This window comes from Brevibacterium pigmentatum, from assembly GCF_011617465.1.
In the GTDB taxonomy this organism is placed as follows: domain Bacteria; phylum Actinomycetota; class Actinomycetes; order Actinomycetales; family Brevibacteriaceae; genus Brevibacterium; species Brevibacterium pigmentatum.
Genome location: NZ_CP050153.1, coordinates 2,698,210 through 2,714,276, shown reverse-complemented (window position 1 = coordinate 2,714,276; position 16,067 = coordinate 2,698,210). Strand labels below are relative to the sequence as shown.

General features: G+C 61.5%; 18 protein-coding genes. 13 read left to right on the top strand and 5 right to left on the bottom strand.

The annotated features are described in order from the left end of the window. The first annotated feature begins 196 nt into the window (after nucleotides 1-196). The 10 genes from GUY30_RS12245 to GUY30_RS12200 all read left to right on the top strand — a co-directional run bounded on the left by GUY30_RS12245 (nucleotide 197) and on the right by GUY30_RS12200 (nucleotide 9,843). Nucleotides 197-1,384 (top strand): hypothetical protein, encoded by a 1,188-nt coding sequence (locus GUY30_RS12245; protein ID WP_167197916.1) that lies wholly within the window; start codon nucleotides 197-199, stop codon nucleotides 1,382-1,384. Between the two features lie 10 nt (nucleotides 1,385-1,394). After that, complete coding sequence (locus tag GUY30_RS12240) at nucleotides 1,395-2,546, top strand: DUF5047 domain-containing protein (RefSeq protein ID WP_167197913.1); 1,152 nt, start codon at nucleotides 1,395-1,397, stop codon at nucleotides 2,544-2,546. Further along, entirely contained in the window at nucleotides 2,539-3,420 is an 882-nt protein-coding gene (locus tag GUY30_RS12235) for a hypothetical protein (protein ID WP_167197910.1), read from the top strand. The genes GUY30_RS12240 and GUY30_RS12235 overlap by 8 nt, the downstream gene beginning before the upstream one ends. 10 nt (nucleotides 3,421-3,430) lie before the next feature. Continuing rightward, complete coding sequence (locus tag GUY30_RS12230) at nucleotides 3,431-4,027, top strand: hypothetical protein (protein ID WP_167197907.1); 597 nt, start codon at nucleotides 3,431-3,433, stop codon at nucleotides 4,025-4,027. A 15-nt stretch (nucleotides 4,028-4,042) separates the two neighbouring features. Next, complete coding sequence (locus GUY30_RS12225) at nucleotides 4,043-5,617, top strand: phage baseplate protein (RefSeq protein ID WP_167197904.1); 1,575 nt, start codon at nucleotides 4,043-4,045, stop codon at nucleotides 5,615-5,617. A 22-nt stretch (nucleotides 5,618-5,639) separates the two neighbouring features. After that, nucleotides 5,640-6,041, top strand: coding sequence for a hypothetical protein (locus tag GUY30_RS12220; protein ID WP_167197901.1), 402 nt, complete (start codon nucleotides 5,640-5,642; stop codon nucleotides 6,039-6,041). Nucleotides 6,042-6,043: 2 nt separating this feature from the next. After that, the gene (locus tag GUY30_RS12215) at nucleotides 6,044-6,349 is read left to right on the top strand and encodes a hypothetical protein (RefSeq protein WP_167197898.1); all 306 of its coding nucleotides are present in this window, start codon (nucleotides 6,044-6,046) and stop codon (nucleotides 6,347-6,349) included. 28 nt (nucleotides 6,350-6,377) lie between these two features. After that, entirely contained in the window at nucleotides 6,378-7,412 is a 1,035-nt protein-coding gene (locus tag GUY30_RS17785; protein WP_208091408.1) for a peptidoglycan recognition protein family protein, read from the top strand. Nucleotides 7,413-7,415: 3 nt separating this feature from the next. After that, nucleotides 7,416-7,787, top strand: a complete 372-nt coding sequence (locus tag GUY30_RS12205; protein ID WP_167197895.1) for a hypothetical protein — start codon at nucleotides 7,416-7,418, stop codon at nucleotides 7,785-7,787. Nucleotides 7,788-8,082: 295 nt separating this feature from the next. Beyond that, complete coding sequence (locus GUY30_RS12200) at nucleotides 8,083-9,843, top strand: glycosyltransferase (RefSeq protein WP_167197892.1); 1,761 nt, start codon at nucleotides 8,083-8,085, stop codon at nucleotides 9,841-9,843. On the opposite strand, the gene GUY30_RS18210 is transcribed toward GUY30_RS12200, so the two are convergent. Next, nucleotides 9,809-10,282: a helix-turn-helix domain-containing protein gene (locus GUY30_RS18210; RefSeq protein ID WP_167197889.1), complete on the bottom strand. Its 474-nt coding sequence runs from the start codon at nucleotides 10,280-10,282 to the stop codon at nucleotides 9,809-9,811. The two genes, GUY30_RS12200 and GUY30_RS18210, sit on opposite strands and share 35 nt — an antisense overlap. A gap of 128 nt (nucleotides 10,283-10,410) precedes the next feature. Between GUY30_RS18210 and GUY30_RS12190 the strand changes: the two genes are divergently transcribed. The 3 genes from GUY30_RS12190 to GUY30_RS12180 are packed head-to-tail and all read left to right on the top strand — an operon-like array spanning nucleotide 10,411 to nucleotide 11,322. Next, entirely contained in the window at nucleotides 10,411-10,809 is a 399-nt protein-coding gene (locus tag GUY30_RS12190; protein ID WP_167197886.1) for a hypothetical protein, read from the top strand. Between the two features lie 41 nt (nucleotides 10,810-10,850). Further along, nucleotides 10,851-11,114: a hypothetical protein gene (locus tag GUY30_RS12185; protein WP_167197883.1), complete on the top strand. Its 264-nt coding sequence runs from the start codon at nucleotides 10,851-10,853 to the stop codon at nucleotides 11,112-11,114. A 10-nt stretch (nucleotides 11,115-11,124) separates the two neighbouring features. Beyond that, nucleotides 11,125-11,322: a hypothetical protein gene (locus GUY30_RS12180; RefSeq protein WP_167193013.1), complete on the top strand. Its 198-nt coding sequence runs from the start codon at nucleotides 11,125-11,127 to the stop codon at nucleotides 11,320-11,322. Nucleotides 11,323-11,533: 211 nt separating this feature from the next. Here GUY30_RS12180 and GUY30_RS12175 read toward each other — a convergent pair whose 3' ends face one another. The 4 genes from GUY30_RS12175 to sdhA form a co-directional block, all read right to left on the bottom strand. Then, entirely contained in the window at nucleotides 11,534-11,704 is a 171-nt protein-coding gene (locus GUY30_RS12175) for a hypothetical protein (RefSeq protein ID WP_167197879.1), read from the bottom strand. A 361-nt stretch (nucleotides 11,705-12,065) separates the two neighbouring features. Continuing rightward, nucleotides 12,066-13,286: a D-alanyl-D-alanine carboxypeptidase family protein gene (locus GUY30_RS12170; protein ID WP_167197875.1), complete on the bottom strand. Its 1,221-nt coding sequence runs from the start codon at nucleotides 13,284-13,286 to the stop codon at nucleotides 12,066-12,068. 228 nt (nucleotides 13,287-13,514) lie between these two features. Beyond that, nucleotides 13,515-14,303 carry a succinate dehydrogenase iron-sulfur subunit gene (locus GUY30_RS12165; RefSeq protein WP_167197872.1) on the bottom strand — a complete coding sequence of 263 codons (789 nt, stop codon included), beginning with the start codon at nucleotides 14,301-14,303 and terminating at the stop codon, nucleotides 13,515-13,517. Continuing rightward, nucleotides 14,303-16,063, bottom strand: coding sequence for a succinate dehydrogenase flavoprotein subunit (gene sdhA / locus GUY30_RS12160; protein ID WP_167197869.1), 1,761 nt, complete (start codon nucleotides 16,061-16,063; stop codon nucleotides 14,303-14,305). The genes GUY30_RS12165 and sdhA overlap by 1 nt, the downstream gene beginning before the upstream one ends. Between the last annotated feature and the right edge of the window lie 4 nt (nucleotides 16,064-16,067).

The following is a 16,067-nucleotide window of genomic DNA, read 5'->3' as shown; positions in this document are numbered from 1 at the left end:
GGCTGATTTTGATGATTCGAAGCCCAGCGTTCCCGGCAAGCCGGAAGTGTTGCATCGCCGGAATCTGGCCAGGAATCCTTCATTCTCCTACATGGACCGAATGTTTGATTCCGGCCAGATCACCGGGATCGCCGGTGCTGACGTTTCCGTGTCGAGGGACTGGTCCTCGCGAGGGCAAACCGCTCTGAAGATCGGCGTGGCCTCAGCAACGGCGAACTACACCCTGGCCACTGTCACTCGTGAAGAGCTCGGGGAACGGCAGAGTGATGCGGGCAAGACGTTCACCGTCGCCGCTGATATACACCTCGACGCGAAGCAGACGGGAGCGCTGTGGAACAACGCCCGGCAGATCAACATCACCACTTTCGGGGCAAACGGAAGCCTGAACGCACATTTCGTCGATTCAGTTTCCGCACCGAATGAACCAGGAACCACTCGGCTGAAGGTGACGTTCACGCTGCCGGCAGATTGCCGGGGGTGGGCGATCCGGCTCACGAATGGTTCAACCACGCAGCCGGTGTGGTGGGATTGCCTCTCCATCGAAGAAGGCACTACTTCGGGCGCGTATTTCGACGGCGATAGTTCTCCCGCGAGTGGGAGGAAGCTCCGTTGGACTGGGCAACCGCAACGTTCATCGTCGGAAGAATTCACTCCTGAGGTTCCAGCAATACCGGCGCAGGAAGCAACCACAGCCAAGGTCCGGTTCGAACGGCAGGACGGCAGTCTCGTCCGCTCCGGCAGCCCAGCCTGGGCGCCCGGAGGGTACGCGCACGCCTACGACCACGAAGCCACACTCGGCGGCGGCACACTCTGGCGAGCCGTCCCCATCCGCTTCGACGGCACCGAAGGCGAACCATCCGAATACGTGGGCGCAGTCATCCCGGGCCTGTCTGATGGGTGGGCGTGGTTGAAACCCGTCACCGACCCCGACAAAGCCATGCTGCTGAAAGTCGAACCACCAGACCTGTCCTACGACGGCCGCGTCGACACAACCAGCATCGCCGGCGCACCCCGCCCCGCCGCGACCTGGGACATCCTCGAAGGGTTCACCACCCAGTTGCGGTCCCTCGTGCGCGAGAAGGACGTCGAAGAACAACTCATGGCCCTGTTGGACGAAGGCCCAGTCCTCGCACAATTCCCCGCCTGTGCAGGCCTGCCGGACTTCTACTTCATCCGCGGGAAACTCGACCTCGAACACGTCCACTGGGACGGATGGCCCTGGCGCCGATACCAATGGGACGCCATCCAGATCGACCGCCCCGACACCACCGACTCACCACTGCGGATCCCGGGACTGTCGTACGACACTGTGGCTCGCGATTGGACCACCTACGACCAGCTCGCGGCCACAGTTGAGTCATACAACAAGCTGCTCGAACCATAAGGAGGCCCCCGTGTTCCCAGTCTCCGATCGGTGGCTCGAAGCACTTTCCCTGGCTCGGTATGAACCCGTCGTGCAATGGTCACCCGACCGCGGAACCACCTGGTCAGATCTGACCCTTCACGACGGGTCCATTACCGCCGCCTCCACCTCGCAAGTCCGATGGACCGCCCGCGGCCTCATCATCTCCGGCGCAGACATAGGCCGCCGAGCACTCTCCCCATACGGTGCCCGGATTCGCGTGTTCATGCGCATGCACTACGACCGTCACACCATCGAGACCGTTCCGTTGGGTGTGTACCGGGTCGAAGAAGTCTCCCAAGCTGGTCTCCGACCCGGACGCGCACAGGTGGATGGACTGTCGCTTGAGGCGCAGGTGCAGGATGAACGGTTCCACCAACCCCGCACCCTGGCGATCGGCACCGGTCAATACTGGGCCACCACCCTCATCAAGGAAGTGCTACCCGAGGTCGGCATGTCCTGGCGGCTCGGCGACACCAACATTCCGCAGCTCGTCGAAGAACGAGACCGGTGGGGACTCATCGACGGCCGCTCCCGCGACCCCTCCATTGCCAAGTCCCTCGGCGGCCGAGTGTTCTGCGACTCCCGCGGATCTTTCGTCGCAGCTCCCGTCCCCACACTCGAGGACCCTACAGTGTGGGAACTGGCCGCCGGCCCGGGTGGTGCCCTCGTCGAACCGCAACAAACACTGTCCCGCGACGGGGTGTACAACCAGATCGTCGCCTCCGGAGCGTCCGAGAACGGGCAACCACCCATCGGCCCGTCCGTCGCCTCCGACGACGACCCCGTCTCGCCGACCTATTACAAGGGGCCGTTCGGGGCGGTGCCGCTGTTCTACACGTCGAAACTCATCACCAGCCTGCAACAGTGCCAAACCACCGCACTCGGCCTCCTGGCCCCACGCCTAGGTCTGAAACAGAAGGTGTCCGTGTCGTCGCTGTTGAACTATGCGCTCGAACCCGACGACGTCATCTCCGTGACGATGCCTGACGAAACCGTGGAGAACCACATCATCGACTCCATCACCTTCCCCCTGACCGGAGGAACCATGTCCATGCAAACCCGCTCCACCACCTCACCCGCTGGTGGGCGCATCACCATCGAAGGCGACAACGACGACTACGGGGAGGGCAATTTTGAGTGACGCTGAGAGCGACCTCGCCGCCCTGGTCCGGGCTGAGGTCGAACGGCAGATGAACCCGTTCCAGATCATGCAAGTGAGCTCGGTCCGCGAGGACGGGAAGGTCAATCTGCAATGGGGCGAGACGATCATCAACGACGTCGCCGCCAACCAGGCGTACAACCCTCGCGCCGAGGGAGATGTGGTCCTCGTCCTTCAACACTCAGCCGGATGGCGGGTCATGGACAAGATCGGCGGGCCCGTCGAAGTCGACATTCCCGAACCCGTCGACCTCACCTTCGGCGACGGACTCCCCGCTGGTGACTTCGTGCAGGTGAATTCGGTGTTTATGAAGGACGGCGCGATCTACGGGCTCATTGGTGAAGGCCCGGCGCCGGGCCCGGGTGAACCGCCTCGGAAGTCGAAACCGAAACCCGTCACCTTGGATCCGGCGTCAACGGCGGCATACCGGGATGGTCGACGCGATGGGTCGAGACCTGCTCAGGGCGCGTGGCCGAGTTATCCGCATCCGTATTCTTCGGTGTTCCTCTACGGCAGTCGGATCGCTGCAGCTTGCGAGGGCAAAACCGTGGATAGCATGCAAATCCGGGTCGCTCGCACCTCGAAATACCACGGTGTGTCAGGCAAGGTCCGGCCACGCCTCGGCCTGCACGATGAAACATCCCCACCGTCGAAGACCCCGAAGCTCACGAACCGGTGGGACGGGCCCGGCCTCGGCATGGGCGACTCGAAATGGATCACCATCCCCGCCTCACAAGCAGCACGGCTGGCATCCGGTGCCTCCCGAGGGGTCGGGATCGGTGCGGGGACGGGGAAGTCGAATTACATGATTGCTACCGAAGGCAGCGGCAATCTTCGAATCAAATTCAAGACATAAGGAGAACCTCATGCCCAACTCGCCACTCGCAAATGTTCCCTACCCGTCCGGTCCCGACGCGCCTGCCGCGGCAGCGGACATGATGGGCCTCGTCATGGCCATGGACCCCCGCCTCGTCCTGCCCGCCGTCGACGAAGCCGATCGGGATGCGAAGTACGCGGACGCACCTATATCCACCATGGTGGTGTCCGGGGAATCCCGGAAGATCTGGGTCAAGACCGGACCCACACCCACTGACTGGTGGACGGTGTACGAGCGACAGGAATACCGAACTGGGTTCACCGCCCTGTCAGGGTGGGAACTCGACGCGGCGAAAGCGATCCGCAACACCTACACCACTGAGGTCAGAATCAAACTCATCCGCACAGGCTCAGACCTCAACGCCAGCTCAGTAGGAAACATCCCCGACGTCGACATCGCCATAGTCCCCGCACAGATTAGCGCCACAATCTCGGACTTCCTCGTCATGGGATCGCTCAAAGCCGACTACACGTCAGGAGCCGCAGCCCTGAAAACCGACGGAATCGTCAAACTCTACGACCTCCACACCAACTCGTCGATCCAGAACGGAAACAACGTCTGGTTCTCCGCAACCTGGAACAACTGACAAAAGGGGAAAAGCATGGCCTTGAACGTTTTCGGCGGAGGCCCCAGCGACGTCACCTCCGACTCCGCGGGCAACATCATCGGCGGCGTCACCATGAAGGTGTACACGGCCGCCCTCGGCGGCCAACAGGTCACGGAACTCTACGACACCACAGGCGAACCCCTATCCGGCGTCGTCACCTCTGAGGCCGAAGGCGATAACGAGGGGCGAGTCACTTTCCAAGCCTCCGACCAATACCAGATCCTCTACCTGGACGCCGGATACGGGATGCGATGGGCGGTGCCCGCACGTGAAGCATTCTCCGCCGCCTACACGGCCCTCGGAAAGTCTGAGGCAGCGGTCACAGCCGCACAGAAAGCAGAAGCGCTCGCCACGGAGGCTGGAACGAAGGCGGATTTGGCGTTCGCGGAGGTGGACGCGAAGCTCGGGTTCGATATCACGAAACTGTCACCGACTTTTGTTACGCAGCTGCGCGGCGATCCTCAAGGGGTTGTGCAGTCGTTTGCTCGTGATCCACTGTCGGGGGACTACTATGCCTCCCAGGCGATCGGGCAGATCGGTGGCACTACCAACCTCGTGGTGACCCATTACGACTCAGCTGGGACACCAATCGACCAATGCACGTTCGAAGGGGGCGGACACGGGTCGACGACCGCGATCGAACGTGACGGGCAGAATGTGTGGTTGTGGTTCCGGTGGACTTACGATTCGACGAGCAGTGGCTATACGAACAGGATGGTGCGGGCGAAGTACCAGCCTGGGCTGACTGTGAAACGCAATGATCCCGCCGTGTTGGATGTCATGGACGTGTCCGATAATCTTCTCGTCAACTACGAAATCGACCAGGCTGCTGACAGGATCGCCCTGAGAGTCACCCCGGGCGGCACCAATGAGCAGTACCTGCTGTATCGGTTGTCGGACTATAAAGCGAACCGCAACACCCCGCTGGCGATGCTCGGCCCGTACACGTGGTCCGAGGCTGACGACGGACCGTATCAGGGGCACTGCACTATCGACGGACATCTCTATATGTCCCGCGGCAATGTTGACCAGGGGAACCCGTGCACGATTACGCGCATCGATTGGGAAACGGGCGATCAGATTGTCATCGACGTCACTGATGTTGGCCGTACCGGGTCTACGTGGCCCGGTGGCCGTAACGAGAATGAGGGAGTGACTGTCTGGCGCGGGCAGGGCGGGACCCCCTCACTGCTGTTTGGTAAGGCAGTCGGGTCGTTCGGTTATCGGCAGGCACTGGTGTATTCGTTTTCACCGCCGGCGGCTGAGCACCCGGCGGGAGAATCACTGCGCGCAGCTCTTACCAGTTTTCAGTCAGGGAAAGTCATTGTTCCCGGTGGCAGCGGAGAGATTACGTCAACTCCGGTGCGGTTCAAATGGGAATTTCCCGGGGTGCCGGACATCGTAGTCACTCCCGGCACAACCTCACCCGGCGGCATCGTGAAGGGTGCCTCGTTTGGCAACGAGACTCCACAGGGGTTCACCGCCTATATCAACCGCACGTCAGCCTCGGCGACCACTGTTCACTGGCATGCCTATTACGGGCCCGGAATCAACGGAATCACCGAGTGAATACCGGGAAGAGGAGCTGGTCATGGACAGAACATCACGAGTCTTGAGAGCAATCGGGTCGGTCGTGTTCACGCTTGCCGGGGCCTTCTATGTCCTCGCCCCACCGAACACCACCACGAACTTCTTCGACACCCCAGCACCCGCAGTGATGTGGGGATGGGTGTTCGCAGCCGGTGGACTCATCTCCCTGATCGGCACGTTCACACGAGTTGTGCACCTGGAACGCCTCGGCGTGCTTTTCGTCGTCGTCGCGGCAGCCATGCTCGTCGCCGGCCAATCCCTGGTCATGTTCGCCGACCCCATCACCTGGACGCGGGGTGGCGGCACCCTCGTCTACCTCGGGTTCGGACTGTGGGCTTTCGAGAGATGGTGGCGGCTCGGCCGAGATGAGAGAGCAATTAACGAGATCGTAGATGCGGGGTAGGGATGGATGCAGAACTCATCAAATTCTTCCTCGGCGGTGGCGTCGCAATCCTCCTCGGCGCAGTCGGCAAGTTCATCTACGACCTCATCCAGGGCCGAGTCATCAAGGAAGATTCCGCTGTTGCTCAATGGCGAGGGATCGCCGAGGCCCGGCTGCAGGAGATCCGGGAGCTGAAATCTGAACTGCAGTGGTATCGCGGCTTCTACCCGCGGCTATGGCACGCCTACCAAAGGCTACCGCCGGACGACAAGGAGAAGTTCCCCGTCGTCCCACCACCACCCGATCAACCCAAGAACCCTTCCGTGTGAAGGGTTCTCCTCATTCAAGGAGACAGTAATGGCCATGATGCCCGGAGCCGTGAACAAGCTCCTCGCAAACCAGGCACGTCAGGGCCTGATGAAGTCCTACCAGGGAATCTCGCTCCATACGATGGTCGGAAGCCTCGCAGGCACCGACAGCATGTTCCAGAAGGACGGCACCGTCGGCACTGAATCCCACTTCGGTGTCGGCGAGAACGGTGAGATCTACCAGTGGGTCGACACCAAGTACACCGCCGACGCGAACTACCTCGGATCCGGCCACGTCATCAGCATCGAGACCGCCGACTACGGCGGCTCCTTCGGACGCTGGAACACTGCCGGCGACAACGTGCCCTATTGGAACGCAGCTCAGATCGCCGCGATCGTGAAGATCATCGTCTGGGCCTGCACGACCCACGACATCCCCATCCAGCAGATGAAGACCGTCCGCGACCGCGGCATCGGCTATCACGCCATGGGAGTCCCCGGAAACGAACTCCCCAACTCGCTACGCGGCACCCGCTACCAGTGGTCGAAATACGCCGGGAAAGTCTGCCCCGGCAAGAACCGCATCTCCCAGATCCCCGAAATCGTGCGACTCGCACAAGGCGGCGCCGCCCCAAGCGACACCGCACCGGCACCGAAGAAGGAAGGCATCCTCGGCATGACCAAATACTCAGGCGGCAAAATCTACAAAGCCCTGCAAGCACTCACCCGCGGCAAATGGAAGTCACTCTTCATCGACAAAGGGTCCATGTCGATCCTCACCTGCGACGGCAACCCCTACCTCGCCCAGGTGTACCTCACCGTGACCGGCCTGAAACCGGAAGAGACCATCCAGGTCCGGTTCATCACCGCCTCCTACAAGAAGGGGACGACGACGAAGAACAACGGGTACTACCCGAAGCAGGAGCAGCACGGTTCCGGCGGCGGCACCTACATCTCGCACACCCAGATCGGCAAAACCGGCAAGGGCAAGAACGGCCGCTCGAACCGGCTCCGCGTTCAAGTGTGGACCGACTCGAACACCGCGAAGATCACCAGCATCCAGACCAAGTTCCTGAAAGGCTGACCCATGACCCTGAACGACATCATCCCAGCGAAGTACCGCAAACCCGTCTACGTCGCCTACGCACTCGTCGGCGTCGCCCTCGGTGCAATCGCCACCGCCTATGGGCCCGACAACGTCCCCGAATGGCACGCCGTGACCACCAACGTCGTCCTCTACATCGGCGGCGCGTTCGGACTCACCGCAGCCGCGAACACCATCGTCAGTCGATCAACCGACTCCGACCATGCAGAAGAGATCGAACCCGACGACACCGACGACATCCCGCTCGACGAGCTCACCGACGCTGACGAACCAATCGAAGAGGACTACGAGGCGCTCGCCGCCGCCGAGGTGGACAACACTCCGCCGGCGGCGGGATATCTGCCCCGGCACTGACACAACTTGAAATAGGCTCCCATCACACAAGTTTGATGGGGGCCTGTTTCCTATTCATACCGAAATCGTGTCGGTTCCTCTTCACCGTGCCAACTATGTCTACAGTGGAAGAATTGTGTCGAAACAAGCATTGGAGTAGTGAGAAGTGAGCTCAGTCACAAAGGCGTTCTCCCGCATCAAACGTGCAGTCGTCCGCGAAACCCCTCAGCCACAATCCCTGCACCCGCGGGATACACGCACGGACAGAGTTCACCTCTACGGCACCCTGTGGGGCGTACTCGAAGACTTCGGAGGCATGACCAACTCCGTCCTGCGCCGCACCAACAGCTTCATCCGGCACGGAAACCCACTGTCCGCCACGATCCTCACTTTCGCCCACCAGCTCGATGTGGGTGAAGTACGAGACCGTTTAGTAGGAACGGGCCTGCTCGACGAATCAGTGATCATCCGCAACCTCTGGGACGATCTGCGACCAATGACTGACGCGCAACTCCTGGATGCCTTTTCCGGAGAGAATCCCACCGAAGAAATCCCGGACGCACACGGAACCAGAGAAACAATCACGAAGAATTACACCAGGTTTCTTGGGGCCTCGGGAAAGGTCATCCGCCAAGAGCACTACAGGGACGATGGATCCCGACTTTTCACCGATATCAACGAAGTGAAAAATCAGCGCCGCGTGATACTCCACAATAACGCAGGCGAACCCATCATCGAATGGGACCGAGCACGCAGTCTCTACAACCCATGGATCCAATACGTCATCGACAAAGAACCCTCACTGCTGATCGTCGACTCAGGCCCCATCGCAACGATCGCCCATGAGCTCACAGACCGAAACTTCAAGCTCGCACATTTCCTGCACGTCTCACACCTGAAACACCCCCTGGAAGGGATCTACGGTCAACTGACCTCCAACCGCGTCGAAGCTTTCCGCGAGCAAGAACAGTTCGACATCGTCGCAGTCCAGACCCAACAGCAGATCGACGACATGGCAAAGATCGGCCTCAGCCGCAAACGCATGCGCCTTATTCCCAGCGAACTGCCACCCGAAGCCATACGCCTCGCTGACAACACAGACCGCGACGAAACCAAAGGACTCGTCGTCGCACGCCTAGTCGACCTCAAACAAATCGACCACGCCATCGATGCGGTCGCGAAAGCCAAAACGACCCGAACCGACATCTCCCTCGACATCGCCGGCACAGGAGAAGAGCAAGCACAGCTGCAACAGCTCATCGACGATCATGACCACGCTGACGACATCCAACTGCTCGGCCACGTCAACAACGTCACCGACCGCCTCGCCACAGCCTCCTTCTCACTCCTAACAAGCAAGTTCGAAGGACTCGGACTCGCGATCCTAGAATCAATGGCCGCCGGCTGCATTCCAATCACCTACGACATCAAATACGGGCCCGCCGAAATCATCACTCACGGAGTCAACGGGTTCATCGTGCCGGCGAACGACATCGACGCACTCGCCGCCCAGATTGAAGCATTCCTCGCAATGCCGTCGAACGAGAAGCTCGAAATGCGCCGGGCAGCAATCGAGCGAGCGAAGGACTTCCTCCCCGAACAAAGCTACGAACGGTGGAAGAAGGCCCTAGAAGAGCCGGTCAAAATCCACAACCCGGCACCGTTCTCGGACCCGGAATACCTGCGCACTCGAGAGATTGCGATAACCACTTCACGGAACGCCACGAAACTCGGCATCCTCTTCGCCGACGGCGACAACGTTGAGAACAAGAACCTACGACTGATTGTCGCCAGTAGGTCGAAGAACACCTTCTTCCAAGCAGTCAGTTCCGCTGACGGCTGGCAGCGCACAGATGGGCGAATCGTCTACAACTTCACGCTTTCCAATGATCTTTTCTCCCAGGCAGAGGGGCAAACGTTCGACGTGTATGTCCGTAAGATCGGGGCCCGATGGGATGCGAAAGCGAGATTGAAGCTTCCAGCGCCGTTCGCGAGCGTCGAAGCACACGGGCTGCACTGGTACCGCACTGAGTACGGAAACTTCAGTGTGAAGTGCCTCGCTGGTGCCTCTGAGTAGTTGGAGCGAGCGGCGATCTACCGTATTTCCGCAGGCACTCCTCAACGCTGGACACGGATCGTCCTAGAGCCGCAGCCCGTTCCGAGATCGTGAGGTCGGTGCGCGTCGCCGCGAAGTCGATGTCGTCTCGCGTCCATGGCTGCCACAGGTTTGTAGCTCTCGAATCTTCGCGGCGGCCGACTTCGACCTCCCATTCGCGCAACCACCTACTCGCAGTTGAGGTGTTCACTCCGACGGCGGCTGCAATGTCGGCGATGCTCTGTCCGGCCTCACGTCGTAGGGTGATCTCGTTACGCAGGCGCGCCTTGTCCTCGGCCACCGCATGCCGCTTAGTTGGAGAGATGGGGCTGATGCCGCGCCGGTACCGGTCATAGCAACGCTTGCACAGACCACGCGCCACCGCGTCCCGGTCACACCACACTGCGGCACAGGTCGTCATCACCGCAGTATATGAGACTCAGTCGTAACCATGTAGAGCTTTGGGAGCGCAAAACTACAGATACGATTCGATGAGCGATGCCTTCTCCTTGGCGTTCGCCGTGCCATTGGAACGCAGAAAGGTGCTTCATGTCGAACAACCCCCAGAGGCATCACCAGAACTGGAACCAGCAGAATCCCCAGGGCCAGCCGAATCAGTACTACCCTCAGCAACCCCAGACGGACTCATTCCCGAACGACCCCCACGCTGTGTACGGAGTGCCGTCGTCACAGCCGGGCGGTGTCATGTTGACACCGAACGGGTACGTTATAACGAGGGCGATCAAGTTCAAGACGATCGCCAACCGCGGCTGGTCAACACTGATGTTCGTTCTCGTCGCCCTCAGTGGGATCGCCAGCTTCATTATCTTGATGGTCGATCCGTACTACTTTTGGATGTCGCTGGTCTCTACGTTGATGTTGGCGATAGGAGCAGGAGTAATCCACATGCTCGAAAGTATTGTGGCTGAGCTGCGCCGACTTAACTGATCTACGTCAGTCATGTCAGCGCTCCGTCACATACTGTCCCCATGACCGATGACTTTGGCACAGCCACCTGGCGGTACTGGCAGAAGATCCGCAACGATGCCGGCGCCCGCGGTTCGTTCCAGAGCCGTCCGCCCGTCTCGGTACGTGCTCGGCTCGTGTTCGAGCGTGACGGTGAAGTGTGGCTCGACGGCACGGCGACGAGGCTTGGTTTCGATGGTGCGATCTTCGTGGAGCTCCACGACCGTCGCCTGCAGACTGTCGGGGCATGGTTGCCGCCGGAGGATGTGTGGTGGCCGGGGAAGTGAGCGCTCACGCGTGCCCAGAAATTGCCCACACTTCGCCCAAATCAACCCACATTCAACCCAGGCGCACCCCATCCAGAAGCCGCAGGAATTCAACGATCACACGGTTCACCTCGGAGGGAGAACGAACCACGACTTCTTCTCCGGCTCGGGTTCGTCCTACGTCATCGGCAAGGCCGAGAACACCGAAGACGACGACTGGGACTTCTGAGCCCTCGCACCACAGATACCTGAACGGCCCATCCAAGCATGTTTGCTCGGATGGGCCGTTTCGGCATTGGCGATGAGAGTTTACGTCGTGAATGGCAGACGCCCACCCGCTGCGTAAAACCCGGCAGCAAGTGGGCGTCTACTCAATCAGTCCGGATCAGGCCCTGATGGGCCGTGCTGATCCCTGCAGATCAGGGTGACCTCGTTGGAGGTCAGGCGGCGGCCATCGGCGTGATCTCACGCAGCGAAGTGCCGGTGAACAGCACAACGCGGCCGGTCGCATCCTCGATCGTGATCTCACCAGGAGCCCGACGGCTGATCCGGGGATCGATCATTCCTGCGTGTGCGAGTCCGCGCTGGACCCACTGTGGGAACTCAGACATGGTTCCCTCCTTTCTTCAATTGTGAATAGCAGGCAACGACGCGCGCTATTCTTCAGGTTCTCAAGTCGGCGATTGGGTGGTCGCCATGGGGATCTGCGAGTCGAAGAGACACAGTGTCCGGAACATTCATCTGCAAAGTCGAACCGTGATCGGGGCCTACGACCTCAAAAGCTTGTCGTCAGGAGCAACGCAACGATCGGTTCGATGAATGCGGACAACTTCGAACGCAAAGAACCAGCATAGCGCGCCCAAGCTCGGATTGTCCACCCGAGCGCAGAGTCGACGAATCAGGACAACGAAAACCTCGCCGAGGCGGCGCCCCGGATTTCCGAAATCCTCGCCGAGGCGGCGCGAAATATCCTTATCGTCGCCCCTGCATGCGCGCCCGCAGACGTGCCCACAGCACCACGGTGAGGACGAAGAGCACCACTCCGCCGGCCAGTAGGCCGAGCGCGAGGGGGTTGTCCAGTGCCGCACCGACGGTCTGGGCGGCCATCGACGGCTCCGACTCATCCGTCACTTTGGACTCCGTCTTGCCGTTCGCATCCATTTCCGCACCACCAGCATCACTCGAGCCGCCGGTGGCGGTGGGGTCCGCCTCGGCGGTGGCCTGAACTCCGACGGGAACAGTCTGCAGCGATTGGGGGTCTTCCTGGGCGAAATCCCATTCGAGCAGGTCGACTGCGACCTGCCGGGAGTTGTTGTCGATGCCGAGCATCGTCGTGACCACACGGTGCCCGTCACGTTCGGCCACGGCCACATACGAGCCCTTCGCAGCCCGGGTGAATCCGTTCTTCAGACCCAGCCCACCGTCGACCTGCCCGACGATCTTCGTGTGGTTCTGGATCTCGTAGCCTTTGAACTTCTCCTTCGTCTGCGGGTTCTTCCCGCCCGGGAATTTGAAGGTTTCCGTTCCGATGACCTTCGTGAGGTAGTCGTCCTCGCAGACGGCCCACGCGAGCTTCATGAGGTCCTCAGCGGTCGTGTACTGGCCTTTCGCGTCCAGCCCCGAGGTGTTCTTCGCCTGCGTGTTCGACATTCCCAGTTCCGCGGCCTTCTCGTTCATCAGCTTCACGGCCTTGTCCTGCCCGCCTGCTGCCCGCCCCAGAGCATTCGCTGCATCATTGGCGCTCGACATCAGCATCGCGTGGAAGAGCAGATCGATGGAGTACTTGTTCGTCTGCATGAGTCCGACCTTGGTCCCGTCGATCTTTATATCCTCGAACTCGGCGGTCACTTTCTTCTTCTTGTCATCGAACTCGTCGACGAGCGCCAGAGCCGTGAGCAGCTTGATCGTCGAAGCCGGAGCGTGCCGCTTCTCCACATTCTTCGCCACGTGCAGCTCCCCGGAGTCGAGGTCGCCCACGAGCCAGGACGTGCCCGTCGGCTTCGGCGGCTTCGCCCCATCACTGAGGTCGCCGGGACTGACGTACGCCGGTGCCGTCGATTGCGCCGGCTCGGGCACCGCCTGCGCGGGGGAGTGGATGAGCTGGGCCGCGAGCACGAGCAGTGCGGCGGCAAAGCCGATGACGCTCAGCGACAGGGTGCGCGGTGAGGAAGCAGTCGAGCGGTGGAAACGCATGCGCCCCAGTCTACTTTCGTCCTAAGCTGCGCGTCCTCAGGTTTCCCTCACCCGCACCGAGGCGGGACCACTTCCGTGAAAGCACGGTTGAAGTCGAATAGCACGTGTTCAAATCAGTGCTGTCTGCCTTCAATCGAGCTTTTGAGGAAGTTGTCCGCCCGGGACAGACGAAAGCGGCCCCGCACCGTGTGGTGCGGGGCCGCCGCAGTCTGTCTCAGACTGACGCGATCAGAACGCGCGCTGGAGGATCGCCTGCTTCACCTCGGCGATGGCCTTGGTGATCTCGATGCCGCGAGGGCAGGCCTCGGTGCAGTTGAAGGTGGTGCGGCAGCGCCACACGCCTTCCTTGTCGTTGAGGACCTCGAGGCGCATGTCTCCGCCTTCGTCACGCGAATCGAAGATGAAACGATGCGCGTTGACGATCGCGGCCGGACCGAAGTACTGGCCGTCGGTCCAGAACACGGGGCACGACGAGGTGCACGCAGCGCAGAGGATGCACTTCGTGGTGTCGTCGAATGCCGCACGCTGCTCGGCCGACTGCAGACGCTCACGCGTGGGCTCGTGGCCCGAGGTGACGAGGAACGGCATGACCTCGCGGTACGACTGGAAGAAGGGCTCCATGTCGACGATCATGTCCTTCTCGAGCGGAAGGCCCTTGATCGCCTCGACGGTGATCGGCTTGGACGTGTCGAGGTCCTTGAGCAGCGTCTTGCAGGCCAGGCGGTTGCGGCCGTTGATGCGCATCGCATCGGAGCCGCAGACGCCGTGGGCGCAGGACCGGCGGAAGGACAGCGAGCCGTCGATCTCCCACTTGATCTTGTGGAGGGCATCCAGCACACGGTCGGTGCCGTACATCGTGACGTTGTATTCCTCCCAGTGCGCCTCGGAATCGACCTCGGGGTCGAAGCGGGCGATCCGGAAGGTGCAGTCGAAGGACGGGATGGTTCCGCCATCGCCGGACACGTGTGTCGGCAGGTCGATCTTCGACGCTGGCTCTGGGGTGGTATCGGTGCTCATCAGTACTTACGCTCCATCGGCTGGTAACGGGTGACGATGACGGGCTTCGTCTCCAGACGCATGCCCTTGATGCCGTCGGTCTCCGCTTCGGGATCGAGGTAGGTCATCGTGTGGTGCATGAAGTTCTCGTCGTCACGATCCGGGAAGTCCTCGCGGAAGTGTCCTCCACGCGATTCCTTGCGGTGGATGGCGGCGACAGAGATGACCTCGGCGAGCTCGAGCAGGAAGCCGAGCTCGACGGCCTCGAGCAGATCGAGGTTGTACCGCTTGCCGCGGTCCTGGATGCCCACGTTGTTGTAGCGTTCGCGCAGCTTCGCGATCTCGTCCAGAGCAGACCGGAGAGTCTCGTCGGTGCGGAACACCTGGACGTTGGCGTCCATGAGGTCCTGCAGGTCCTTGCGGATGGCGGCGATGCGTTCGGTGCCGTCCGAGGTGCGCATCTTCTCGAGCATCTCGACGACCTCGGTCTCCGGGCTCTCCGGAAGCTCGACGACCTCAGCGGTCTTCGCGTATTCCGCGGCGGCGATGCCGGCGCGCTTGCCGAAGACGTTGATGTCGAGCAGCGAGTTCGTGCCCAGGCGGTTCGAGCCGTGCACGGACACGCAGGCGACCTCACCGGCGGCGTAGAGGCCGGGGATGACGTTGTCGTTGTCCGCCAGCACTTCGGCCTTGATGTTCGTCGGGATGCCGCCCATCGCATAGTGCGCGGTCGGGAAGACCGGCACCGGCTCCGTGTAGGGCTCGACACCAAGGTAGGTACGAGCGAACTCGGTGATGTCGGGCAGCTTCTCGTCGATATGCGAGGGCTCGAGGTGGGTGAGGTCGAGCAGGACGTAGTCCTTGTTCGGTCCGCAGCCACGGCCTTCACGGACTTCGTTGGCCATCGAACGGGCCACGATGTCACGCGGGGCGAGGTCCTTGATCGTGGGGGCGTAGCGCTCCATGAAGCGCTCACCCTCGGAGTTGCGGAGGATGCCGCCCTCACCACGTGCAGCCTCGGACAGGAGGATGCCCAGGCCGGCGAGGCCTGTGGGGTGGAACTGGAAGAACTCCATGTCCTCCAGCGGGATTCCGCGGTTGTAGGTCACGGCCATACCGTCGCCGGTCAGGGTGTGCGCGTTCGACGTGGTCTTGAAGACCTTGCCGACACCGCCGGTGGCGAAGACGACCGACTTGGCCTGGAAGACGTGGATCTCGCCGGTGGCCAGTTCGTAGGACACGACGCCGGCGGGACGCTTGACTCCGTCGACCTCGGTCATGACGAGGTCGAGGACGTAGAACTCGTTGTAGAACTCCACGCCGTGCTTGACGCACTGTTGGTACAGGGTCTGGAGGATCATGTGACCGGTGCGGTCAGCGGCGTAGCAGGAGCGGCGCACGGCGGACTTGCCGTGGTCGCGGGTGTGCCCGCCGAAGCGACGCTGGTCGATCTTGCCCTCGGGGGTGCGGTTGAACGGCAGCCCCATCTTCTCGAGGTCGAGGACGGCGTCGATGGCTTCCTTGGCCATCACCTCGGCGGCGTCCTGGTCGACCAGATAGTCACCGCCCTTGACGGTGTCGAAGGTGTGCCATTCCCAGTTGTCCTCTTCCACGTTCGCCAGTGCGGCGCACATTCCGCCCTGGGCGGCGCCGGTGTGCGAACGGGTGGGGTAGAGCTTGGTGAGAACGGCGGTGCGGGCACGCTGGCCCGACTCGATCGCCGCACGCATGCCGGCGCCGCCGGCGCCGACGATGACGACGTCGTAATGATGTACCTGCATGTTT